Annotated in this window: 30 protein-coding genes and 2 pseudogenes; 14 read left to right on the top strand and 18 right to left on the bottom strand. The window is 37.3% G+C overall.

Annotated features, from left to right (window positions below):
* Positions 1-218 precede the first annotated feature (218 nt).
* Positions 219-569, bottom strand: coding sequence for a hypothetical protein (locus TT12_RS15785; protein WP_207804098.1), 351 nt, complete (start codon positions 567-569; stop codon positions 219-221).
* On the bottom strand, positions 518-817 hold the full coding sequence (locus tag TT12_RS13865; RefSeq protein ID WP_207804097.1) for a hypothetical protein: 300 nt from the start codon (positions 815-817) through the stop codon (positions 518-520). The genes TT12_RS15785 and TT12_RS13865 overlap by 52 nt, the downstream gene beginning before the upstream one ends.
* A 141-nt stretch (positions 818-958) precedes the next feature.
* Between TT12_RS13865 and TT12_RS13860 the strand changes: the two genes are divergently transcribed.
* From TT12_RS13860 to TT12_RS13850, 3 genes are all read left to right on the top strand, one after another.
* Positions 959-1,267 (top strand): hypothetical protein, encoded by a 309-nt coding sequence (locus tag TT12_RS13860; RefSeq protein WP_045455956.1) that lies wholly within the window; start codon positions 959-961, stop codon positions 1,265-1,267.
* A gap of 291 nt (positions 1,268-1,558) precedes the next feature.
* Positions 1,559-1,906: a type II toxin-antitoxin system RelE/ParE family toxin gene (locus tag TT12_RS13855; RefSeq protein WP_045455954.1), complete on the top strand. Its 348-nt coding sequence runs from the start codon at positions 1,559-1,561 to the stop codon at positions 1,904-1,906.
* A gap of 1 nt (position 1,907) precedes the next feature.
* Positions 1,908-2,210: a helix-turn-helix domain-containing protein gene (locus TT12_RS13850; protein WP_045455952.1), complete on the top strand. Its 303-nt coding sequence runs from the start codon at positions 1,908-1,910 to the stop codon at positions 2,208-2,210.
* Between the two features lie 232 nt (positions 2,211-2,442).
* Here the strand turns inward: TT12_RS13850 and TT12_RS13845 are convergent.
* From TT12_RS13845 to TT12_RS13830, 4 genes and pseudogenes are all read right to left on the bottom strand, one after another.
* Positions 2,443-3,656 (bottom strand): annotated as a pseudogene (locus TT12_RS13845) (IS256 family transposase).
* Positions 3,657-3,781: 125 nt separating this feature from the next.
* A complete protein-coding gene (locus TT12_RS13840; RefSeq protein ID WP_045455950.1) occupies positions 3,782-4,816 on the bottom strand; it encodes a hypothetical protein in 1,035 nt (344 codons plus the stop codon).
* Positions 4,817-4,870: 54 nt separating this feature from the next.
* Positions 4,871-5,050 (bottom strand): annotated as a pseudogene (locus TT12_RS15780) (integrase core domain-containing protein); the annotation flags it as partial.
* A gap of 757 nt (positions 5,051-5,807) precedes the next feature.
* Positions 5,808-6,008 (bottom strand): hypothetical protein, encoded by a 201-nt coding sequence (locus tag TT12_RS13830; protein WP_045455947.1) that lies wholly within the window; start codon positions 6,006-6,008, stop codon positions 5,808-5,810.
* Positions 6,009-6,406: 398 nt separating this feature from the next.
* On the opposite strand from TT12_RS13830, the gene TT12_RS13825 reads away from it, so the two are divergent.
* Positions 6,407-6,892: a plasmid replication DNA-binding protein gene (locus tag TT12_RS13825; RefSeq protein ID WP_243443736.1), complete on the top strand. Its 486-nt coding sequence runs from the start codon at positions 6,407-6,409 to the stop codon at positions 6,890-6,892.
* A gap of 24 nt (positions 6,893-6,916) precedes the next feature.
* Here the strand turns inward: TT12_RS13825 and TT12_RS13820 are convergent, their stop codons facing one another.
* The 4 genes from TT12_RS13820 to TT12_RS13800 all read right to left on the bottom strand — a co-directional run bounded on the left by TT12_RS13820 (position 6,917) and on the right by TT12_RS13800 (position 10,845).
* The gene (locus tag TT12_RS13820; RefSeq protein WP_045455943.1) at positions 6,917-7,846 is read right to left on the bottom strand and encodes a RepB family plasmid replication initiator protein; all 930 of its coding nucleotides are present in this window, start codon (positions 7,844-7,846) and stop codon (positions 6,917-6,919) included.
* A 309-nt stretch (positions 7,847-8,155) separates the two neighbouring features.
* Positions 8,156-9,403 (bottom strand): hypothetical protein, encoded by a 1,248-nt coding sequence (locus TT12_RS15775; protein WP_207804096.1) that lies wholly within the window; start codon positions 9,401-9,403, stop codon positions 8,156-8,158.
* On the bottom strand, positions 9,403-10,236 hold the full coding sequence (locus TT12_RS13805) for a MobA/MobL family protein (protein WP_207804095.1): 834 nt from the start codon (positions 10,234-10,236) through the stop codon (positions 9,403-9,405). The genes TT12_RS15775 and TT12_RS13805 overlap by 1 nt, the downstream gene beginning before the upstream one ends.
* Before the next feature lie 261 nt (positions 10,237-10,497).
* Positions 10,498-10,845, bottom strand: coding sequence for a hypothetical protein (locus TT12_RS13800; protein WP_045455937.1), 348 nt, complete (start codon positions 10,843-10,845; stop codon positions 10,498-10,500).
* A gap of 265 nt (positions 10,846-11,110) precedes the next feature.
* Here TT12_RS13800 and TT12_RS13795 point away from each other — a divergent pair, with 265 nt between their 5' ends.
* From TT12_RS13795 to TT12_RS19485, 3 genes are all read left to right on the top strand, one after another.
* On the top strand, positions 11,111-12,277 hold the full coding sequence (locus TT12_RS13795) for an SEL1-like repeat protein (RefSeq protein WP_198331103.1): 1,167 nt from the start codon (positions 11,111-11,113) through the stop codon (positions 12,275-12,277).
* Positions 12,278-12,392: 115 nt separating this feature from the next.
* Positions 12,393-12,740 carry a recombinase family protein gene (locus TT12_RS19490; protein ID WP_243443735.1) on the top strand — a complete coding sequence of 116 codons (348 nt, stop codon included), beginning with the start codon at positions 12,393-12,395 and terminating at the stop codon, positions 12,738-12,740.
* A complete protein-coding gene (locus TT12_RS19485; RefSeq protein WP_243443734.1) occupies positions 12,704-13,012 on the top strand; it encodes a hypothetical protein in 309 nt (102 codons plus the stop codon). Before TT12_RS19490 ends, TT12_RS19485 begins: the two co-directional genes overlap by 37 nt.
* A gap of 62 nt (positions 13,013-13,074) precedes the next feature.
* On the opposite strand, the gene TT12_RS13785 is transcribed toward TT12_RS19485, so the two are convergent.
* The 3 genes from TT12_RS13785 to TT12_RS13775 all read right to left on the bottom strand — a co-directional run bounded on the left by TT12_RS13785 (position 13,075) and on the right by TT12_RS13775 (position 16,315).
* Positions 13,075-14,043 carry a hypothetical protein gene (locus TT12_RS13785; RefSeq protein WP_045455933.1) on the bottom strand — a complete coding sequence of 323 codons (969 nt, stop codon included), beginning with the start codon at positions 14,041-14,043 and terminating at the stop codon, positions 13,075-13,077.
* A 3-nt stretch (positions 14,044-14,046) separates the two neighbouring features.
* The gene (locus TT12_RS13780) at positions 14,047-15,159 is read right to left on the bottom strand and encodes an AAA family ATPase (protein WP_045455931.1); all 1,113 of its coding nucleotides are present in this window, start codon (positions 15,157-15,159) and stop codon (positions 14,047-14,049) included.
* A gap of 304 nt (positions 15,160-15,463) precedes the next feature.
* Positions 15,464-16,315, bottom strand: coding sequence for a DUF262 domain-containing protein (locus TT12_RS13775; RefSeq protein ID WP_207804094.1), 852 nt, complete (start codon positions 16,313-16,315; stop codon positions 15,464-15,466).
* Positions 16,316-16,663: 348 nt separating this feature from the next.
* Here TT12_RS13775 and TT12_RS17900 point away from each other — a divergent pair, with 348 nt between their 5' ends.
* A complete protein-coding gene (locus TT12_RS17900) occupies positions 16,664-16,948 on the top strand; it encodes a helix-turn-helix domain-containing protein (RefSeq protein WP_243443733.1) in 285 nt (94 codons plus the stop codon).
* Between the two features lie 47 nt (positions 16,949-16,995).
* Positions 16,996-17,172, top strand: coding sequence for a hypothetical protein (locus TT12_RS17895; protein WP_243443732.1), 177 nt, complete (start codon positions 16,996-16,998; stop codon positions 17,170-17,172).
* Positions 17,173-17,190: 18 nt separating this feature from the next.
* On the opposite strand, the gene TT12_RS13765 is transcribed toward TT12_RS17895, so the two are convergent.
* The 5 genes from TT12_RS13765 to TT12_RS13745 form a co-directional block, all read right to left on the bottom strand.
* Positions 17,191-17,487, bottom strand: coding sequence for a hypothetical protein (locus tag TT12_RS13765; RefSeq protein ID WP_045455929.1), 297 nt, complete (start codon positions 17,485-17,487; stop codon positions 17,191-17,193).
* On the bottom strand, positions 17,474-17,758 hold the full coding sequence (locus TT12_RS13760) for a BrnT family toxin (RefSeq protein ID WP_227679046.1): 285 nt from the start codon (positions 17,756-17,758) through the stop codon (positions 17,474-17,476). Before TT12_RS13760 ends, TT12_RS13765 begins: the two co-directional genes overlap by 14 nt.
* Complete coding sequence (locus tag TT12_RS13755; protein ID WP_045455926.1) at positions 17,755-17,955, bottom strand: type II toxin-antitoxin system RelB/DinJ family antitoxin; 201 nt, start codon at positions 17,953-17,955, stop codon at positions 17,755-17,757. The genes TT12_RS13760 and TT12_RS13755 overlap by 4 nt, the downstream gene beginning before the upstream one ends.
* A 104-nt stretch (positions 17,956-18,059) precedes the next feature.
* Positions 18,060-18,320 (bottom strand): hypothetical protein, encoded by a 261-nt coding sequence (locus TT12_RS13750; protein WP_045455923.1) that lies wholly within the window; start codon positions 18,318-18,320, stop codon positions 18,060-18,062.
* Between the two features lie 65 nt (positions 18,321-18,385).
* A complete protein-coding gene (locus TT12_RS13745; RefSeq protein WP_045455920.1) occupies positions 18,386-18,796 on the bottom strand; it encodes a hypothetical protein in 411 nt (136 codons plus the stop codon).
* Positions 18,797-19,224: 428 nt separating this feature from the next.
* Here TT12_RS13745 and TT12_RS13740 point away from each other — a divergent pair, with 428 nt between their 5' ends.
* From TT12_RS13740 to TT12_RS13720, 5 genes are all read left to right on the top strand, one after another.
* Positions 19,225-19,599, top strand: a complete 375-nt coding sequence (locus TT12_RS13740) for a hypothetical protein (RefSeq protein ID WP_045455917.1) — start codon at positions 19,225-19,227, stop codon at positions 19,597-19,599.
* Between the two features lie 613 nt (positions 19,600-20,212).
* The gene (repM, locus tag TT12_RS13735) at positions 20,213-21,172 is read left to right on the top strand and encodes a replication initiation protein RepM (RefSeq protein ID WP_243443731.1); all 960 of its coding nucleotides are present in this window, start codon (positions 20,213-20,215) and stop codon (positions 21,170-21,172) included.
* Between the two features lie 76 nt (positions 21,173-21,248).
* A complete protein-coding gene (locus tag TT12_RS13730) occupies positions 21,249-21,941 on the top strand; it encodes a class I SAM-dependent methyltransferase (protein ID WP_045455913.1) in 693 nt (230 codons plus the stop codon).
* A 216-nt stretch (positions 21,942-22,157) separates the two neighbouring features.
* On the top strand, positions 22,158-22,454 hold the full coding sequence (locus tag TT12_RS13725; protein WP_207804093.1) for a hypothetical protein: 297 nt from the start codon (positions 22,158-22,160) through the stop codon (positions 22,452-22,454).
* 348 nt (positions 22,455-22,802) lie between these two features.
* Positions 22,803-23,162 (top strand): hypothetical protein, encoded by a 360-nt coding sequence (locus TT12_RS13720; protein WP_045455906.1) that lies wholly within the window; start codon positions 22,803-22,805, stop codon positions 23,160-23,162.
* The last annotated feature ends 98 nt before the right edge of the window (positions 23,163-23,260 follow it).

Genomic DNA, 23,260 nt, shown 5'->3' with positions numbered 1-23,260 from the left:
TGCTCGTCATAAGCGACGGTGTCAGCTATATCAATTGGAATGTCAATTATATCCGTAAGCTCAAGCATTGTAATGGTATCAAACCACAACGTTTCAAATGTAAACCCGTGCCCTTCTTCTGGATAATATTTAATTTTTTCGACATCTGGTTCAAAAATAACCGTATCACCAATCACAGTAGACCTCCTTAATAATAGTCCTTATAACCATAAAATAACCTATATTATGACACTATCAATCTGGCTGACTAATTCTTTGATAACTTCTATATCAATTCCTTCTTTCTTAGCAATCAATTCAGCATTAAATAGTACAGCTGATGTTCCTTCTGGCTCATCAGAAATATCTAACGATATTATTAACTCATTTGGGACGTTTAATTTCTGAATTTGAATGGCGGCTGCCTCGAGATTAATAATAGTGAAGTACGGCCATCTACCAAATTTAATGCTTTCGATATCAGCATTAAACAATCGGCATAGGTGCATATTTGCTTGGCTAAAATCACAGTCTTTTACTAATCCATAATGATTTGATGACTCTTCATCAGGCGTCCGCCCAAATCGCATCCTAAAAAATTACCTTTGAAGGTTACCGAGTCGAAGGTCACACTATGCTCTTGCCAATTGGTTAGCTTCTTCTTCGTCTGAAAAACACCCCCAACCATTTCAGCATCTAAGAACTGTATACCTCTAGCCGTTTGCTTATTGATAACAACACAATCAACGAGTTTTAAATTTGGTCCTAGAAATATACAGCTGTTACTTTCAATAATAATTTCTTCGTCAATTATTGTCTTGTTACTGAAATTTTCCATACGATTTACCTTTTTAACTCTAGAAAGTTAACATTCGCCAAATGAAATCAGGCATACCCTAGCGGAACCAGCTATTTTAGCCCTTAAACCTATTAACAGACCACAATATCGAGCCTAGACTTTAATAATCTACGCAAACTCATGGATGCCTTAATTGATCTAAAAAAAATTGATGATCTAGATTCTCTTGATGCAGATTACAGTTTTGAATGGCAAGAAGATGCCAACGAGATGATTGATGGTATCAATAAGTATGTAGAGCAAACGTTAGCTAGCCTAGAGGCGGAGAGCTACCAAAATGCTTTCTGTAGTCTGACTTCTTTGAAAATACGCCTACAGCATTTAAATGGCACAATAAATGGAATCACTAACGATACTATCTTACTGCACTATGATGATAAAGAATTCACTTGGCCACCATTGAATAAAGATTGTCGCCTTCTTGAGTGATGGCGCGAGCCCTAATACTCTAAATAACCCCTAATTGGACGCTTACTAAACTGTGATGCATTCTTTTTTAGTCTATTAATCATCTCAAACTCTCATATCCTGACCAGCTAGGTCAATCGAGCTAATTAAATCGTTGCAATCTACTTATCTAGAACAGCCCTTTAACCAATAGGTTAACGATAGAAAATATTGTCGCTACTAAGAATAGGCTGTTAAGAGCCGCTCACTATAATTGCAGACTGTCTCGATTAACTATATATTATAGACTATAATCTATATATTGGTTTTTATATGTGGACTGTCATCACAACAGAGCTGTTCAACCAATGGTTTGATCAGCAAGATGAATCAACGCAAGAAAAAGTACTGGCAGCTTTGATGGTTCTAGAACAGCAAGGTCCAAGCTTAGGTCGTCCTTTAGTGGATACGGTGTACGATTCAAAGTTTACCAACATGAAAGAGTTGCGTATTCAGCACAGAGGCAAGCCACTCAGAGCCTTTTTTGCCTTTGATCCAAAGCGGCAAGCGGTTGTGCTTTGTATTGGTGATAAGGGTAATAAAAAGCGTTTTTATAAAGAAATGCTAGCCACTGCAGACCAGCAGTATGAGTATCACCTCAGAACCTTAGGAGATCTATAACATGACTAAGACACTACAAGAGATGTTAGCTGAGCGTTCTTTAGATAGCCGAGCGCGTATTAAACAACTGGCAGAGCAACTGCTTTTAGAAAACCAGCTGTCTCGTATCCGTGAAGAGTTAGATATCTCTCAAAAAGAGCTGGCTCAAACCATGGGTATTAAGCAGCCTTCATTGTCTGCTATAGAAAATCGCGGCAATGATCTTAAAATATCGACCATGAAAAAATATGTTGAGGCTATGGGCGGCAAGCTTCGTATCGACGTTGAGCTGCCAACAGGGAAGCATATAGGCTTTAATGTGTAACAATGAATTCAAGTGATTCAAGCGCTAATAAGCCACCTTCTTATAGGTGGCTTATTTATTGCTAAGAATAGGCTAACGTTATTAGGAAAGCACAGTAGCGAGTCCCTTAATTCAAAGACCTGTTATATATGGTTCCATTATACCAGTCTGTTTTAAGTAGTCTGTTAATAGGTTTGGAGGCTGAAATAGTTGGTTCCGCTGGAGCCTATCCCAGATTCTGTGTAACTGCTATTTAGATTAAATGCTTACTGATACGATCATCAAACATAATCATAAAGCGATTTAAAGCAGACGTCCAGTTACGGATTGGCATCGACCATTTTTTGGATGCTTGCTGGGTTGCCAGATAAATCACCTTGAAAGCTGCCTGATCAGATGGGAACACCTTACGCTTATTCACCGCCGTTCGAATCACGCTATTTAATGACTCAATAGCATTGGTGGTATAGATGGCTTTTCTGATGTCTTTAGGATAACCAAAGAACACCGTTAAGCCTCCCAGTTACTGCGCCAAGACTTAACCACATGCGGGTACTTATCACCCCACACCTGATCGAATGACTCAAGATTGGCCTCTGCTATCTCAAGCGTATCAGCGCCGTAGATGGCCTTTAAATCAGCCGCTACGGCCTTCTTATCTGTCCACGGTACAAACTTCATCGAATAGCGCAGCATGTGTACGATACACAGCTGAACCTGAGCGTTGGGGTAGACGGTGTTGATGGCATCAGGGAAGCCCTTTAAGCCGTCGACACAGGCAATGAGGATATCTTGTACCCCGCGGTTTTGTAGTTCAGTGAGAACACCCAGCCAGAACTTAGCGCCTTCATTCTCTGATAACCACATACCAAGCAGCTCTTTTTTACCATCAAGAGCAACACCTAGCGCTAAGTAAATGGCTTTGTTGATAATCTGCTTATCTTGACGTACTTTAACGACAATACAGTCCAAATAGACGATAGGATAAACACTGCTCAGCGGCCGGTTCTGCCAAGCGGTGATGTCCTCTAATATGTTATCGGTGACTCTTGAGACAAGAGAGCTTGATATATCAACGTCGTAGAGCTCTTTAATGCTCTCTACAATCTCGGTGGTGGTTTGACCCTTGGCGTAAAGGAATATGATCTTGTCATCAAGGCCTGAGATACGGGTTTGATGCTTACGCACTAGTGCAGGTTCAAAAGCGCCATCACGGTCTCTTGGGGTGGAGATTTCAAGATCGCCTGTGTCGCTACGGACGGTCTTTTTAGTGTGTCCGTTGCGCTTGTTAGGCTTGTCTGCTTTCTCATGCTTGGGGTAGCCCAGATGCTCTTCCATCTCAGCTTCAAGAGCAGTATCGATAAAGGATTGCATGAGCTGCTTTTGGAAGTCTTTGATGTCATCAAAGCTTTTCATGCTACCAGCCATTTGCTCGGCCAGTTTTTTAATGTCAGATTGAGTAGTCATTGCTTATTCTCCGGTTAGTGGATTATAAGCAGTTACACAGTTTTTAGGAAAGGCTCTTCCGCTGGGGTATACGTTGCTTAAACAGTATTTATTTATCTTCTAAAAATACTTAAAATGTATATCACCTAATTCCAACTATTATCTGGGTGAGGCAAAGTGTCAACTCGACCTTCCCAATATTTTGCTTGCTCTGCATATTCTAAATCAATGGTCTTTAGCCCCTTATACAATTCTTTCAATTCATTTGTAGCAATATAACTTCCTTGCTCGGCAAGATGTGTGAGTTCCTCAAGTTTTGGGTCAAATAGTTGGTGAATCACTTCTAAAGTGGGGTTATCAAGGGTCTCATCCATTCGATTGATGTAACTCTTTACTAATATAGCCTTCGTGTCTAAGTGCCCTGCTTTGGATAGCAAATAAGCAGTCACGGCTTCAACGCTACTCTCAGTCTCATGCTGTAATTTAATAGGATTGTTATCATTGATATGTCTTTGTTTTTCTATGATTGCTATCGCAACCATAGAATTAAGTAATGGTGATACATCGTTAGGGCTAAAGGATTGATGGTAGTCAACCACATAGCTCATATACTGCACGGCTTTAGCATCGTCTTTAGGTACGAATTCGCCTAAATAACTATGAACCGCCATATAGATGTATACGTTTATGAACTTGTCTGGATCGTACTTTTTCTGTTTTACCGGTTCTACGTTTTTAATTATTTGGTCAAGTTCTTCATTATCTAAACCTTTATATTTAGAGAAGCCTTCTGGTACATCACGAATAATTATCTCCGCTATCTTGTCTAAGTCGTGTTCAAGTTGCTGGTACAGCGCAATAGCCTCTTTGTCACTACTGAATGGCTTACTGGCTTTGCATGGTTGAAAGTCTTCCACTTGAAGATCTAAGTCATTAGAATGAACTTTAATACCATTTGGCGTTTGTGTGACATTATTCAGGTCAATGGAGGTTTCAGACTGTTCAACGTGCTTGTAGATGTCACAACTTGATGAGCTGTCAGCAACGCTTGATACGTTAAAAGACTGGTTAGGTGTGCTTTGAGCGATTGCCATTGATGAGAGCGTAGCAAGTACAGCAACTGACAATATAGATAAAATTGGGTTTAGACACTTATTAATATTTAATTTTTTGTTGTACATAGTGCACTTTCCATGTAAATACCCCATACTTAACACAACATCTTCGTAGAATCATTAAGCCACCTGTCTGTATTCAGCGGGTGTCATATCATTAAGTGAATCATGGGGTCTTTCAGTGTTATAAACCTTGATCCAGTCCTCAGTCAGCTTATTGACTTCCTTTAAATCATTAAATAAATAGCAATCTAAAACCTCATTGCGATAACTACGATTAAACCGTTTAATATAAGCATGACCACTGTCGCTAATCTCATAGACCTTAACTTGGGAGATTTTAATTATACAGCTCGATGCCTGTATAGCGCACCGATCATAGATAGAGTATGTATGGTAAGTACACCATAAAGTACACTGTGGCTATCTCAGTAATTCAAAACCTCGATATCATTAGCCTACAGTCAAAGATTCAAGTCCTCACTAGGGAACTGTATCTTCAGTTTGCTATGAACATCTCTATTGACAATGGTTATCACCAACATTAATATTCGATCTTTTAAATAAACATACGTTCATTTATTAGGATTTTTGATGCGGAATTTTGTCCTAGATTACCCAAAGGGGAGTTACCGCAAGTTTTTCATTGTGGCTTTAATCCTAAGTTTTGGTTTTTTCATAAACTCTTCTATAAATAAAGACATACCAAACATCTTAATATGGCTAGGAATATTTTTAGCAGTATTGAAGCAAGTTGTCATACCTGTAGATCTAGACCAAAAACTATCTTTGTCGAAAAAAAGGTACTCTATAAGTGATGATGATTTCATAAGTCATTATAATAGTAGTTCTATTACTCATAATAACAACAAGGATAAAACTTGGCATAAATTAATAATACTGGGTGATGATATTTCGTCTATTTTACTTACTGCTGTCATAATCTATAGCATATTTGGTTAACTAAATTGTATTAGTAAGCCATAACAAAACTGTTATAGATTACTAATATAATGAAAGACTTACTATCTAAAATTGGGAACTGTAAGTAGCGAACTCAAATCTTTTCAGCTTCTAACTTAGTTACTATACTTTCAAAAACTTCTTCAAAGTGCTGGCTATCAGTACATTTTTTAAATGCGTTCTCATTCCAAAACCCTAAATGAAATATGATTGTAAGTCGCTTTTTATCCGCAGTTATCTTTTTAATTTCCGATAGGTTAACAATTCCATCGTCTACAACTATAAAGGTTGGCATATCAATCTCTTTTTATCATTTTTATTAGGGCGTGTCCTCATTTTAAAAATGGTGATAAAAATGAGATAAATTGCAGTTAACCAAGGAAAATAGCGCTGTTAACATCGAGATATTGATAAGCTATTTGACGATGTTTAACAAAATTTAGCCATTTTTAGCCCATTTAGAGAGTAATTGATTGAATTGAGGACACGCCCTAGTAATAGGTAGCTATAATACCCTATATTTGTTCAATGAAATGGATGATATATGTCTGAGTGCCTAACTTCTATACCAAGTATTTATAGTTTGCCACACAAGCACGTTAGTGCCATAGTTGTTCACTGAACGTTCTGTACAGTGCAACTGTACAGGTTCTAAAAACGTACTTGAACATTAGGTGAACAATGAACATATCGGTGACGAAAGCCGCAAAAGAATGGGGTGTTTCAAGAACGACGATCTATCAAAAAGTCAATGATGGAGAGCTCTCTAGAGCAGCAGACAAAAAAATTGACACTGCAGAGATGCTTCGGGTATTTGGAGAGCCTTTGTCCAAAAAACGTACTGAACAATCACTGAACAGCTCTCATAATACGCACTTGAACAGTCTGACTGTACAGTCTTGTACAGCGCTTGAACACCAACTAGATCTAGAGAAATTAAAGAACGAACACCTTCGACAGCAAGTCAGCGATCAAAAGCAGTTGATAGAGAATTATCAACAACAGATTAGTCAGCTAAACAAGACACTGGACAAAGCTAATGCTAGTATTCACGATTTTTCTCAAGTGAGGCTGCTAGAGTTCAAACAATTTGAGCACAATGATGAACCACAGCCAGAACAAAAATCAACAATGACACCGGCAAATGCTCCCAAAAAGAAAAAACGGTGGTTCTTTTGACTAGAACGGATGTTAGACAAAGTATTAGTGTTTAATCTTTGGTAAATAGCTCTCTAAACCCTTATTGGGCTTGTTAAAGCTTTCAGGTTCTCGCTGTATGATATTTATCATTTCGCGCTTAAATGCGTCAGTCTGCATTTTGCCGTCATAACTTAGGCTTGGATGATTATTATAGTCATTCATAAACTGCAGGTTATCGACTATAGACTGTATGGTAGCTTTTGACAGAGTGCCATCTTCACTGGTTAGTTTATCCAATGTTTTCCGATGGAATTTGAGCGTTAATCTCTCATAACCTTTGCCTCTACTTTTTTTATGATACTCAACAGTGACCTTGTAGTTTGTACTCTCATTGACTTCATCTATAGCAGTGTCAATCACACGCTCTCTAAGCTGTCCAAATTGCTTATACTTACCTTTAATGCCCATAACGTAGCGAAAATCATCTAAATTCATAGCTTTAGTATATTGATACTGACCTACCCAACAAACAATTAATTCATATAGGCGTATCGAATGAATACTTGATAGCTCAGATACCTCCATCAGCCTATATTTTGTGAAGTTAGCTTTCAGCTGTGTCAAATAAGGCAGTACATCCTCTGCAAATGTTATTGTTATCTGCTCTCCGTTGGGATCATAAAGAACGCCGCTAACAAAGCGGGTACGAAGCGTTTTATTATCCTCCAGTGCTATCAGAACTTCTCTATCAAAAAGCCGATTGCTAGCTTGCTCTAAATCTCTAAAAGCATTCTTCTTAGTACTATCGTTATAGAATATCTTTGCTACTTCCTCGACTGTCACTGTGAACTTGGTTTGCTTAGTAATGTTTGGCGCATCGGGTCTACTATCAATACGACTAATACAAGTTAGTAAAAGCTGTTTCTCTTTAGTGGTCATGGTATAAGCTGCTAGGACAAGCTCATTGGATTGTACAACTAGATTGTTTTCCATATTTTTTTCGAATCCCTGCTTAATATACTGTTATTTCCAATAATAACTAAGCTTTACTTTAACATATAAAACTATAAATAATATCATAAATTTTTATTTGTGTTTATTCTACTCATTTTGTGTTTATTCTACTCATTTTGTGTTTATTCTACTCATTTTGTGTTTATTCTACTCATTTTGTGTTTTTTCCATCCGTAACATATTGATTTTAAAGGGTAAAAAAGCCTCTTAAACAGGAGTAAACAGGAGTAAACAGGAATAAATAAAAACCCTTAAAGAAACGGGTGAATAAAAAAGTTGTGGATAAGATTAAAAAGGAGAAGGAGAGGGTCGATTGATAGGTCTAGCAATCTCTAATTTCTGACTAAGGACTCTCAATCCGTTATTAATGCTCTTGATATCGCTTTCAGTCAATTTATCAGCATATTTGGTATTAAACCCACTTAAACTAGATTCAAGCGCTCTAGCATGCTTCTGGACGATCTCGTTACTATCTAATGTTCTTAATCCTTGATAGGTAAGTTCATACTGCTTGGAAGTTCTTCTTAGAATCTCGCTGATATGCTCCTGAGCTAATACTTTGCATTCGTTAGCGGTGGTTTCTTTGTTTATGTACTGCTCAATGTTATCTAAATAACTGACCGCTGTTAGCGTTTCTGCCGTCATTCGGCTAATGTCACTACGACCCAACGAGCCTTGCAATTCATTGTTTTTGGCTGTTCTGCTAGCATCTAATCGAGTAATGAATACCTCAAAATCGGCTGTGACCTCGTGATAGTTTTTACGTTCTTTTTGTCTGTTAATTAATATATCCATTGCATTGAGGTTGTCTTGCATCACGTCAAACGTAAACAAGTCCGCAATGCGCCGCTGTTCCTCTCTGAAATCATCAAAATCGTTGGTTAAGCGCAATTCGTTAGCGAAGCGATCAAGGACTTTGACTTGTCGATAGTCAAATTTTTCAGGGTAATAAGCAGGATTATCGCGAAAGCCTGGGCGCAAGCTGAACTTTTCATGGTGTCGAGTCATTAAACGATGAGCAAAAGCGCCTAACGTCGCTCTAAGATCATTATTGTCTTTCTCATCTGCGTAACTTTCTCTGTGAGCTTGTTTATCCTGCTCTCTAAGCTCTCGATCAATTCGTCTTTTTCGCTCATGAAAGGCTCGTCTGTAGTTGTCATCAAAGGGGCTTGGAGCTGGTCTTGCGCTTTGCTCAACTGCTCTGTTAATTGCAATATCTGACTTTCCGATAGCTTCAGTGACGCTGTTAATTGACTGTTTTGTGTTGTTAATTCTTTGTATGAGCTTGTCATTTGCTTGTGCTGTGTCAGAATATCTTTTTGTGTTGCTCTCAACTGCTTTGTGGTTTCCATCAATCCAACTTGGTAGGTTTTTGCATCGCTTACTTGACCACTCAATGTCTTGTTCTGTTCGCTCAATTTGTCGTTTTGTGTTTCTAATGCTTTGATTCGCTCGATCAATATATCGTTCTGCTCTTTCAAGTCGTTCATCATAATCTCGCTGCTCAAAAATAATTCTATTGGACGCTTCTAGCACTAAACTATTACGCTCCGCATCATGGCGTTGATTTCACCTCTAATCGTCACTGGCGCAATGCCGTTAAATACCTCGCCTTTTTCCATTGCTACCGATTTAGCTTTCTCATATGCGTCACGCTCCAGCTTGGTTGCAACGCTACCCATCTTAAGTTGTGGCTCAATATCTTTGACTTGATCTGCATAGCTACGGCAATCTATCAAATCGTGCTTATGCTCAGCTAATTTTTCATTAGCAAGCTGCTCCCATAGTTGGCGAACCTCTTTAATCTCAACACTGACTCGTTCCATGCCAAGCTTATGACGCTTCGTATCGGACAACTCAATATCAGCTTTGTCAGTCAATAGGATTTCATTATTATTGCCAATTGCCGCCGTACGAGTAGTAAACATAATATGAGCATGGAAGTTGCGAGGATCTGCCCCTCGATCAATCTCTTTTTGTGTGGGTTTGTGAATAGCACAATCGGCAATCGTGCCGTAACGATCCGCTAGGGTTTGGGCGAACTTGTGTGCCAGTGTCTTACGATCTTGCTCACTTAACTCATGCGGTAGATTAACCAGCCATTCACGAGCCACCCTCGCATCTTTGCGTTTCTCGGCACTCTCTGCTTTGTTCCATAAATTACTACGATCAATAGTAGCGCCGGCAGCAGCTAATGCTGACGGCAAAATAATATCCGTGCTCATGACACCTGAACGTTTGGAGTAATCATGGGTTTTACCGTATCGTTTATCCTCAAGCTCAACACCTGCACGATAGCTCGCACTGGCAACAGCACTTTGTCCGCTACCTCGTGATATGGATTTGGTCGATGCGAGAAAAATAGCCATTTTCAAATGCTCATACTTTTGCTTTTTGGCACTACATCTTTTCGTAGTGTTGGGGGTGTGGGGGTCTTACCCTGCCGATGTTTTGACTTCATAAATGCATGACCGTAGGGAATAAACATTTGTGAAGTCGAAAACTCGCACTTAGTCAGTGGGACTCAACCATCCGTCAATTAACTATATCATAAACTGTTGTTAGGTATTGGCGAAGTGGCTATAGTCAGGTCAGTAAAAAACTTAATAATTCAAGAAGACAGCTATAGGTTATGACTTATAGAATGATTTTAAGCTTAAAATCACAACAGGAATCATTAATACGATAGTAATTATAGGTATATAACTAATCTCAAGAGAGAAAAAGGCATCTGCGCCTATTATGAGAAAATATAAGCCTACCAGTATGGCGACAACATCATATTCAACTCTTCTGAATAGATTAATGATATTAATTACAATAAAAACAAGACCTATTACCAGAGTGACTGTTCCCTCAAGAAGTATACCTGGGTTAAATAAATATATACTTCCGCATATAACTATAATAGCTAGACCAAGTTTTGTATAAATGGGTGTTTTTTGTTTTAATATGATTTTTTGCGATTTATTTTTCATTCGATAGTCTTTTATTGGTTTAATCAATGCGATTCTATAAGGTGTGTTGGTCTATGCAGTTCCCTAGTGAAGACTTGAATATTGGGTTGTAGGCTAGTGGTAGCAACAGTTCGAGTTATCTAAATAATTGCAGTGTACTTCCTAGCGTACATTCGATGGGCTTTTCAAATATGAATGTGAACTAAAGATTCTCTGCGTTCACATATATGTTGCCCTTAGAATGAGCAAATAAACCGTACCAATGTCTATCTTGGAACAATTCAATATGCGAAGTTTAAAAAAAACTATAATCATTTTAGCTATATCTTTTGGGCTATCCATAACAGCTACAGCAGAAGAAATAGGAGACAATCACACTCAGCAAGAGCTTGCAAAACTATATTTAGAGAATTCAAAAGCGCCTAATGATAGCAAGAAATCTTATGAATGGTTTGCTGTTCGAGGATATGCGCCAGCCCAATTTATGCTTGGTCTAGAAGCTTATGATCGTGTAAATAAGATCAAATGGTATCAATTAGCTGCTGATAACGGACATCCCTCTGCTCAAAATAATCTTGCCAATATTTATTATATAGGTAAATACGGAGAACCTCGGAATTATGCCAAAGCTTTTAAATTGTATAAAATGTTAGCCGACAATAACGATGTTCACGCTCAATATCGACTTGGAGATATGTACTATCATGGGGCAGGCATTCCTCAAAGCTATAATCAGGCATTTAATTATTACCAAAAGGCGGCTAATAACGGGTCTACAGATGCTGAATACATTTTAGGACTTATGTATTACTCAGGCTTAGGCATTCCTCAAGATTATGGCAAAGCCTTAAATATTTTTCAGAAATTCGCTGATCAAGGAGATACTAATGCGGCTTACAACATTGGACTGATGTATAGTCGAGGTTTAGGTGTCCCTCAAAATAAAGACAAAGCTAAAGAGTGGTTTGAAAAAGTTATAAATCGAGATGATTATAGGTATATTAGTACACTTTCTGCTAAGTACCAGTTAGGACAAATGTATTATGATGGTGTAGATGTTCCTCAGAACTTTGATGAAGCTGTTAAATGGTTTGAAAAAGCAGCAGCTACTTCATACTACTATTATAACTATGGAGAGCTTAAACACGGAAGTAAGCCTGCTCAATATCAATTAGCTCAAATGTACTACAATGGAATTGGTGTGCCTCAAGACTACAGCTTAGCCTTCAAGTGGTATGAAAAAGCCGCTAGGAACCAATATTTCAATACGGTTGATGAGACATGGAGCAAAGGTAGTGAGCTTGCTCAATACTATCTGGGAATGATGTATCATAAAGGTTTAGGCGTTGATAAGAACGATTCTATGGCAAAAGAGTGGTTAAATTTGTCTTGTAAAAACGATTACCAAGCAAGCTGTGATTATCTTAAGAAGCTATTTAAACAGAAAAATTAGTTTCTAGGCGTATACCCCAAGGGAACCAGTTATTTCACCCTTTAAACCTATTAATAGACCACTTAAAATAGACTGATATAATGGAACCACTTATAACAGACTATTTTGGGTGTTTATGTTTATCAGAGCGTATCTACGAGCTTCAACCAAAGAGCAGGATGCCAAGCGTGCCAAAAATGAGCTCATACAGTTTGCTAATGATCATGGCCACAAAGTTGCCGCCTTCTATTTCGAAAACGAATCAGGCGCAACTTTGATACGTCCGCAATTAATGCAGCTGATCGATGATGCCCACGAAGGCGATGTGATTTTGGTTGAACAGATTGACCGCTTAGCACGTTTGAACCAAGCTGATTGGGATACTCTCAAAAGAATGCTATCAGAAAAAAAGTTGGCAGTCGTATCAAAAGAGCTGCGACCTCCTATATGGCGCTTCAGCCAGAGAGCAGCACTGAATTTATGAGCAGCGTATTGCAGGCTATCAATTCGATGATGCTTGATATGCTCGCTGCTATTGCTAGAAAGGACTATGAAGATCGACGTAGCCGTCAGATGCAAGGTATTGCTCGTGCTAAGGCTGAAGGCAAATATTCTGGACGTAGGAAAGACACCGAGAAGCGTAAGATTATCGCTAGTCTGCTAAAATCTGGACATAGCTACTCCGAAATACAAGCTACGGCTAAGTGCTCACGTCAGCTGATTGCATCATTATCTAATGAGTTGAAGAATAAGTAGGCATCTGATCTAAATGGTAGTTACACAGTTTTTATGAAAGGCTCGATAAGTGGTTTAAACAATCATGTAATGCTTGATGTCTTCAAATGTTTTCCAAAATAACCTATACAAATAGTTTTGTTCTCATAATTAGCTAAGATATGCATACGCTTGCCATTGGTGAAATTTTTGATATGGGGCTCAAACACTTGATAACCTAGAGTAGGGTGTTTAAAACTCCGCATCCTAACTAAGCTTTTATCTGACATTGTGGACTTGCTTTCACCAGAAATTGTTAGACTAGAATTATTAGATAACTCTTGTATGTTAGATGAGAGAGTTATCGCTTGGTTTAAACTCTCTAAGATAGATATTATCACCCTGAAGTCTAAGGGCTGTAATGAACTAGATCTAAATGATTTGAGAGCGCTCTCTGTAAAAAGTAAATTCTCGAAATCATCATTATCCCTAACTTTTAATTTGGTTAAGTAATCTTTGTTTTTCTGTCGCTTTGCTTTAAAAGCATCTAAAAATGAGTTTAGTTGTTGGATAGATGATATGTTTGGAACATCCATCTTCTCTTCGTTAAGCTCATTATTCACGTACCATGACTTAACTATACCTATAGAGCTTTTTAGCCAGTGAGAGTGTGAAGCAAGGCTCAAGCTATGAGAGTTATTCAAATAAGCAAAGGCTAATCCTAAAACTTCTAAATTACGATTACTCTCATCCAAGAAGAATGTATCGCTAGTATCTACTCCATTTCTATTATTATTAATGTCTAACAATGGGCATTTTGAACTAGTAATAACACTTTTTATCTGTACTTTTCTGTCGTGATCTTCAATAGAATCTAACCACTTATTAAAAATGAAATTATCAGCATAATTTAAACTATTCCAGTCTCCTTCTAGCTCATCCACTCTGGAAAAACTGACTTTATTTTTTTGAGCCTCATGCAACAAATCAAAAAATTTTTCAATATTTCTTTCACAATCTTCAATACATTTAAATGGCAATGAAGCTTCGTTTAAAACTACAGCATCAAACATGGCTTATCGATCCTTTAGTAAAACACTTAAACTCTTATCCCATTCATCAAAAAAACCTTCAGGCCAACTATCTATTCTTCCTTTTTCATCTATCTCAATTTTTTCAATATCCACGCAATGCTCAGACGAAGTCAGGTCTCTAGATAAAAAATAAATTAAAACATTTTCCGATTTAATTTTCTCATTTTTCACGGAACCTCTAACGCCATTTATAATATGGTCGCTATGTGTTTCAATTATTATTTGTACATTATTTTCTGATACAATTGATATCATCTTAGCAACTACTGACTGACCAGATGGATGTAAATGTGACTCTGGATTCTCTAAAATTAAAAGGTCGCCAGGTTTAGAGGCTAGCAAAGCAGTTACGATTGGCAGTACATATGTCAAACCAAACCCTGTGTTTTCTGGTCTAAATTCATTAGTGAGTTCAGTAGCTGAAGAGAATTGATAATGAAGACTTGCCTGATTTATTTCAGGAATCAGCTTTGTTATTATTTTCATGCCAGGTGTGATTTGCGACATCCAAGCATTTAAGTTATCAATTAGATGTGTAGTTGTAGCTTCAGGATGCCTAAGTTCACAAATAGATAAAGGCTCATTGCCATTTTGAGATAAGAAGTGAGCGGTATATTCTCCTCTTATACCTAGAGACCTTTTCTGGTTAACAGCATACTCAGACACATCGTATACACTTTTAGGGCTAATCCTTTCAGCTGATAAGTATTGGAAATTTGATGTAAACAGAGACTCTGTAAAAACCTCTCCCTCAATATGAGATGAACTAATAGGCTGCATATCAGAAATTTTGTTATATTTAAAATAGAATTCTAAATTACTTTTATCCCAAAAAGCTTCTATCTTCACTACTTCTTCTTCAGCATTCATGTAAAGTAAGTCTTTTCCAATCCCTATTTTTACATACTCCCCTACCAAGGATAATCCTTCGTGAGGTAGCATGTGTTTATCATATGATTGCCTTAGTAGCAATAAAGACTGAATAACTGACGATTTCCCCATTCCATTAAAGCCAGTAAATATATTTAATTTCCTTAACTCAAAATCCTCTTCTTTGATGGACTTAAAGTTTTTCAAGCTTAAAAGATTCAACATAATTAACGGCCTAATATTAGTTTGTTTACCAATGCACTTACCATGCTAAATCTAGTTTGGACTTTTTCAGTATTTGCTGTTGACTTACTTATAGCGATATCAAATTTTTGATCCTCAAGTAGACAGATAAAAGCTTTCAGAAAATCATCCTTTCTATTCAGTAAAATCGAGCGCTCTTCATCGCTAATTTTTGCCAGGCATACCGAAACAGATTCAAATAATGGCTTGTTAACTACTCTTCTATGACCTGGTATTGCTAAGGTTTTCTTAAAAGAGTCAGTTTCGAAAATATCGAATGTAGTTTTCAGCGATGCAAGAATCCTTTCTCCATCTCTGCTAATCTTTTATCTTCCACAGAGCTTAATTCTATCATTGCTTTATTAAGAAATTTTGGCATGGAAGACTTATAAGATTCAATACCAAACATAATAAAAGATATATGTCTTAGTGCCAGCTCTTCATGAGCCATTCGATAATTCTTATTTATGACCACATTTTTAAACACTTCTGTTTCAACGAGCCTTTTCAAGAACTTAGATGCTGCGCCGCCGTTAATAGACTGGCTCATTGCATGCCGAATTTCTTGATGATTGAGTTTTAATCCCCCAGTATTAATCCGATTAAACAAAGAATATTTCACTCCTACTGGAGTACCAGGCTTTATTAGATAAACGGAAGTTTGGAATTCATCTATTCTACGTTGAAGCGCTCTTGGTAATTCATTATATGAGCACCCTTCATACTCGGTTAAGAACTCCAAATTTGTTAAATGTAAATTTTGTGTTACTACAAAGTTGTTAATGGCAGATAAACGTTGTAAACCATCCACAACCTGCCATTTATCATCGATAGCAGCATCGAAATAAAAAGCAGGTATAGGCAGTCGAATGAGTATAGATTCAATTAACCGGCTTTGGATCTGTTTGCTCCACAAATCTCCAGAACGTTGGAAATCTGGCACAAGATCAATTTCATTGTGGTGCAGTCTAGTAATTAGCATATTTAAATTTGGAGTTGTAATGCTTACATCTACTTTTTTAGGATCGAAAGGCTCTTTGAGGTGTTCGGAATCATCGTTATCCTCTATTTCTTCAGGATCAAATTCAGTATTAACTATTTTCTCAGATATCTCAGTTTTTTCGTCAGCATTAGACATTATAAAGAACACTCCTATTTTTCTAAAATTATATGCATATTGAAATGAATTATCTCATTTCCTTTTGATGGCATGTTATTAGTTTGGTTCAATAATCAAAGTTTAGGGCCCTGAAACCAGTGTATTAAACCGCTAAACGTATTAAAAACTCCATAGACCACTCTATTTAAACCATAATTGAGTGCATTTCTATAAAAACTATCACTTATAAGTTTACTTCTAGTAATAGAAACCCAACTAAACATTCAATTTGCCTAATAGTAGGGTTAATGCCATAGTTGTTCAATAAACGTTCTGGACAGTTGTACTGAACACTTGCTAAAAACGTACTTGGGCACTAGGTGAACAATGAACATATCGGTGACGAAAGCGGCAAAAGAATGGGGTGTATCGAGAACTACAATCTATCAGAAGGTCAATGATGGTGAGCTATCTAGAGCAGCAGATAAGAAGATAGACACTGCGGAGATGCTGCGAGTATTTGGAGAGCCCGTTTTGAAAAAACGTACTGAACGTTCAGTGAACACTGTCCAAAATACACCTCTGAACAGTCAAATTGTCCAATACAATACAGATATTGAACACCAATTAGCGCTCGAAAAGCTCAAGAATGAACATCTAACCAACAGGTAAGTGATCAAAAGAAGTTAATAGAGAATTACCAGCAACAGATAGCACAATTGAACAAAACACTGGATAAAGCCAATGCCAGTATTCAAGATTTCGCTCAAGTAAGACTGCTAGAGTTTAAAAAGTCTGAGCAGAGCTATGAGCCGCCACTTGAACAAGAGAAAGAAAAAACAGACAACTCAACCGTAGCTACGGTTGAGAAAAAGAAAAAGTGGTGGGTGTTTTAGACGCTGTGGTTTTATCGACTAATGATCTAACAAATACTCTTCTAGCGCATCATTAATCATATCTTGATAGTTTCCGCCGGTCTTCTTCGCCTTATCCTGGAATCTAGCAATGATACTAGGACTCACGATACTGGCACCGACCATAGGATCATCTGCCACCACACTACCACGAGTCGCACCCGACCAGTCTGTGACTTCAGGCATATCAGACAAATCTATATCGTCATCTGAAAGCATCGCCAATCGTTGCAAGTTGGCTTCTTGCTCAGCGCTTAAAGACGGTAACTCATTTGCTTTATAGCTAACCTTGTTCATAGAACCTCCTTTCAGCCTTAGTGGCACGTCGTGCTGACATGATACGAATAACCTCGCCACCCTCACTATCTCTTTGAGTATGAGCGACTAGTAATACCGCTACCCCATTCACTGCGCCAAGTGCTTGCCACCGCTCTTCACCATTTTCATATCGGTCTTGCTGACGCAAACACAAAGGATCAAAAAATACCCGAGCTGCTTCTTCAAAGGATAAGCCATGTTTGCGTTGATTACTGCTATTTTTCTGTTCATCCCATTCAAATTCAATCATTGATCACCGTCTTCAAGCGTATTGGAACTAGGCATTGTCTGATAATCAAAAGACAGCGGTATGCTATTGGTTTCTGCGACCTGATGCAAAAATAACTTAATCGCTTGCGACGGCGTTAAGCCATAGCCCTCCAGCACCGAAAACGCCTTGTCTTTTAATTCTTGATCGAGACGGATATTATAATTGGTTGTGCTCATAGCATTACTTATCGCTTATTTATGTATCCTTAATATAAGCGATAAGTAATGCTAATTCAATAATTTTAGGGCTTTGGTCTTTTATGAACAGTAATAGCAACGTACTACTTATCCAATTCACGCAGGAAATCATCAATTTTCTGTTTGAGCTGTTTTTGTATGACGTAGAGTTCGCTCGCGCTACATTCTCTTAGCATACTTTCCTCATCTTTTAGCTCAAACATCTTTTTACGTATACTATCGCTATGAGCTTCGTTTTCTAAACCGAAAGTATTAAGACGACCCATTTGACGGTAGTATTCTCGTTGCGCCTCTTCAAACATCATGAAATGGTTACTTGCTACTGATACACCTCGGATACTCATAGATTGCTCCTTTAGATTTAGGGAATATCACTTATTGGATCTTCGTTTAATTCGGTATCAATAACTCACCTATCAAGAAGTGATTTATTGCTTTTGATTGCAGCTTTTCTTTTCATTTCCTCTAACAAAGCATCGTAATCTATTTCTTCATCGTCTTGGTTGTCACTTTCAGAATCATCATCACTATTTGTATCGTTCTCTTGGATTGACTCATTGCCTTGTGAAATAATTAAATTTTGTTCAGTAAAATCATGCTTTACCTCAAGCCCACTATTAGAATTATCTGTAGCTACAGATAATTCCTTTGACTGTTTTTTATAGCGGTAGAGATAGCTCCTTAGCGTGGAAACCGACAATTCTAAATCATGGCTTTCAGCCAGTATCTCAATGACCCCTTCATGAGTGTAGGTATCGAGCAAACTCTCAATTACCTCATACAGCGACCTGAATTTTGAAAATTTTGTTCTTTTAGCCATCGTTATTCACCTATAACAGCACCAACATTGATTACCCGTCTTTTGCAGTAGAATTGCAGTCATTACGCAGTAATAATGCAGCATATATGCAGTAGAATTGCATCATTATAGATTACTTGCCTCACTTATGCAGTAGATATGCAGTCATTTTGCAGTAAAAGTGCAGTAGTAACGCTCTTATAAGCCTTTTTAGCTAAAGGCTTACGACAGGTAGAAAATAACCGATTTTTCTACCTGCTTTTGGTCATTAAATTATTCAATTTAATGACTACACCTTACGCACCCTAAAGGATGAAAAAAAGCCTCTTAAATCAGTAGTTTACCCGATTTAAGAAGATTTTTTCTGCATGCAAATTGCAAACAAATTTTATACAAGTATATGATTTATATGATATATTAGTGTCTACAATCTGTAAACAAGGATAATCATGAGCACTCCTACTGTATCATTCCGATTAAAGCCTGAAGTCTACTTAAAACTAGAAGCAATAGCAGCAGAGGCCGGGCTATCTCCTGGTGGCTACTTAAAGAAAAAGTTGGAGTCAGATACCAATAACTTTCTTGAAGACCTTCAGTCTATGAAAGGAGATATTAGTGAGATTCTGCACTTATTGCAGTCGAACGACGAAGGGTCAAAGGCAGTAGAGAACACATCAAATCAGAATGATACGGTCAAGGCTTTGATGCCGATAGTGCTAGAATCGTTATTGATATTAAGAGAAGTGGCAGCACCTAATAAAGTTGATAATGCTCAAAAACTGGTCAACAAAGCAGGAATAAAAGCTTACAATAGTTTGGATTAAAAATTGCCCTTTTATCAGCTGATACAAAGGCTTTTTTTGAGAAATCATCTGATAATAAGAGATTTGTCCTTGGTGGCATATTGATGAAAATTACTGAGATTCTAATGATCTTCCGAAGATTTTAGTTGATATGAGCAATCATGGAACTGTGTAAGCTCATAAAGGCCGTCTAAGGAAGTTAAAAAATTTACCTAGTAATTATACCAAACGATACTTAGAACCTTATAGGGAGCTTAATACGACGTTATTAGCTATATTTGACTAGCTCCTTGATCTCTCTTTTTAAATTATTTGAAATTACTAATATTAAATTTATTGCTATCTTTACTGCCTTTTTCCTTTGTCATTCTCATTATTAATTACCAAAAAGGTTTTTAATGTTTTTAAATACTTTTAAAAGCTTTTACATCCTCTGAAAGCCTTTTTAATAAAGGCTTTAAAGACCTATAAAGCAACGTTTTACGACCTATAAAGCAACGTTTTACGACCTATAAAGCAACGTTTTACGACCTATAAAGCAACGTTTTACGACCTATAAAGCAACTAATTTTAACATTAGTTGCTTTAACAACTTCAAGATATTATAGTTGTTAAAAACAGATGGAGGATGGAAGTGTCTAAGCAGTTAGTTACTAAGGATAATTCTTTAATTGGCGCGAGTTATAGTTTGGGGGTCGTGGAGCAACGCTTAATATTTTTAGCGATTATTGAAGCTAGGGAACAAAAAACGTTAATAGAAGCAGGGGGGGTGTTGCGAATTTATGCGCAAAGCTATGCCAAACAATTCAATGTAGAAAAACATACGTCTTATGAAGCTATGAAAAGGGCAGTAGAAGGATTGTATGAGGCAGGTTTTGCCTATAGTAAAATAGATGAGCGTTCAGGAAAGATAGGACATTATAAAAGCCGTTGGGTAGATAAGATCGGCTATATTGATGACTTAGGTTGTGTCGAGTTGGTATTTGCAAGCGATGTAATTCCTCTGATTACGAGGCTTGAAGCACGTTACACGGAATATGAATTGAAGCAGGTCGTAGGATTGCAGAGTGAGTATGCAATAAGGCTATATGAGTTAATTATTCAATGGAGGTCAGTAGGTAGGACGAGTCAGATATCACTTGTGGAATTACGCGAAAAGCTAGGCCTGGTAGATGAATACCAAAGAATAGAAGCTTTTAAAAGACGAGTTTTAGACTTGGCGATCACTCAAATCAACGAACACACTGATATTACTGTTGAATATGAACAACACAAACAAGGGCGTATCATTACAGGTTTTACATTCAAGTTTAAAGTGAAAACAAACAAACGAAATATTACTGCTAAAGATGAGTCTGAGAACAGCGACAGCTCTACTATTGAAGGGTTAAACGATAAGCAATTGGGTCGTATTGCTCGTAACCCTGATTTTATGGCGGAATACAATCATTTAGTAAGCCTACTAGCCCAGCTGGGCAGTCACAGCAAGCGTGGGAGTTTGAAATGGTTAACCGCCTTAAAAAAGATGCTTCACAGTTTAATAAACGTCCTATCAGAGAATACCTTGAATACTAAACTGACTATTATTTATTGAATAGATTGATACTATCAGACATCTGCATACCGCTAATCACATCTAAAGCTAACTCTTAAAAATAAAGGTTAATGTTATGAACCCTGAGTTTTGGCAAAATGCATGGCAAAAGAGCCAGACTGACTTTACCCAAAAAAACCCAAATCCAATGCTAATAGATCATTTTAAAGCCTTAAATGTACCTAAAAATGGACGTGTTTTTGTGCCTCTATGTGGTAAAAGCATAGACATGCTATGGTTTTTAAATGAGGGTTTTGATGTTGTCGGTGTTGAGTTGTCAGAAATAGCAGTCACCCATTTTTTTGCTGAAAATGACTTGCAGGCGACAATATCACTACACCCAATCACACCTAGCCTAACCTGTTATCAAACTAAACATAAAGGTCAGAGTCTCAAAATATGGGTAGGTAATATTTTTGATTTGAGTTCTACTGATCTTGGACAAATAGATGCTATTTATGATCGCGGTGCATTAGTTGCTCTTCCAGATATTAAGCCAGAAAATCTACGTACACGTTACACACAGAGAGTTATGGAGCTGAGTAATACAGCAAATCAACTGCTATTATCGTTTGCTTATGATGGAAAAAAGCAGCGTGATGATAAACATAAAGATTTACCGCCTTTTTTAATAACACAAGCTCAACTCGAACAATACTACGCCAAGTATTATGATATAAACCTGATTGCACGAGAAAAATTTGAGTATGTTTCTACCGCAGGTGACTCAGGATATCGTCTCGTTCATACGCTCATATTCAAAAAATAGAATCAAAGATGGTGTGCTAAATTTGCTATTGTTTGAAGTTTAATAGCAGTGTTCGGTACCCTAGTGAGGACTTGAAAATAAGGCTGTGAGCTAATGGTATTAACGTTTTAACTTGCTGAAATAGTCACAGTGTACTTCATGATGTACTTACCATAAATATTCTATTCATGATCGGTGTGCTATACGGGAGTCGAACGTGTTCCCACAACGGACGTTATGGTAAAAGGTATTGAAATGAAAAAAACAGTGATTAAAGAAATTTTAATTAAAAGCACATGCGATGATGGGCGATTATTTATAGAGAGTAGTGCAGATCAGAATAAAGGATCCGAATTGTATACGCACTTAAGTAAAGGTCATAAAGTAATTTCATCTAAATATTTTATTAAGCTAGGAGATAATCAAGAAATTTTTATTCCAGTTGCCAACATCATAGAGCTATTGCCTGATCGAACAGGAGTTGTAGTTATTTATAGTGTTATGTTTGACAATGGTAAACCGACCATTGCTTAACTTAGTCAGATATAGCTAATTTTTCTAAGTAAGTCGGTATTCGATATCGTTGGATTAGTTGGTTTTTCTAATTTGTTAAGTCGAGTTAATTTAATAAATGAACATGTTTTTTTATTTATCACCTACTTTCAAGATAAACGGTAGTTTTTTAATGATAAGCGGCTAGATAAAAATAATTTATCTTTTATATATGGGCTATAATAGCTCCGGCTAAGTAAAAATTCTTTTACTAATTGTAGTGCAATGCATTCGCTAAAAAACACTTAGCTACAGATGTTTTAATGTCATTAACATCTCACAATTTTATTATTACTTTATTTTAATACAATCAAATAAATAGGAAAAAGTATGTCAAATATCGCTGAGTCGTTACAAGAATTAATGAATCTTGATGGTGCAATGGGTGGCTGTATCGTCGACTATATGTCAGGCATGGTACTTGGTATGGCTGGCGGCGGCGTTGACTTAGAACTTGCAGCAGCAGGTAACTCGCAAGTGGTAAAGGCGAAAGTAGCAACGATGAAATCATTAGATATCAAAGGTGAAATCGAAGATATGTTAATCACCTTGGAGTCTCAATTGCACATCATTCGTCCTACAGCCAAGCATGAAGACTTGTTTATTTATTTGGTGCTTGATAAATCAAAAGCCAATCTTGCATTAGCCCGCCGTAAGGTACAAGCGGTAGAAAATAAACTAGAAATATAATTCGGTTGGTCGTGTTCAAAAAATGAGTGATTTATCAAACTCTCCTTGTTGCTTATCGCGCCTTAAATAAGACAAGACTGGCAACAAGGTCAAATTCG

The sequence above is a fragment of the Psychrobacter sp. JCM 18903 genome (assembly GCF_000586475.1).
Taxonomy (GTDB): domain Bacteria; phylum Pseudomonadota; class Gammaproteobacteria; order Pseudomonadales; family Moraxellaceae; genus Psychrobacter.
Note: the sequence above shows the minus strand (reverse complement) of the source record. Positions and strands in the feature narration are given on the sequence as shown.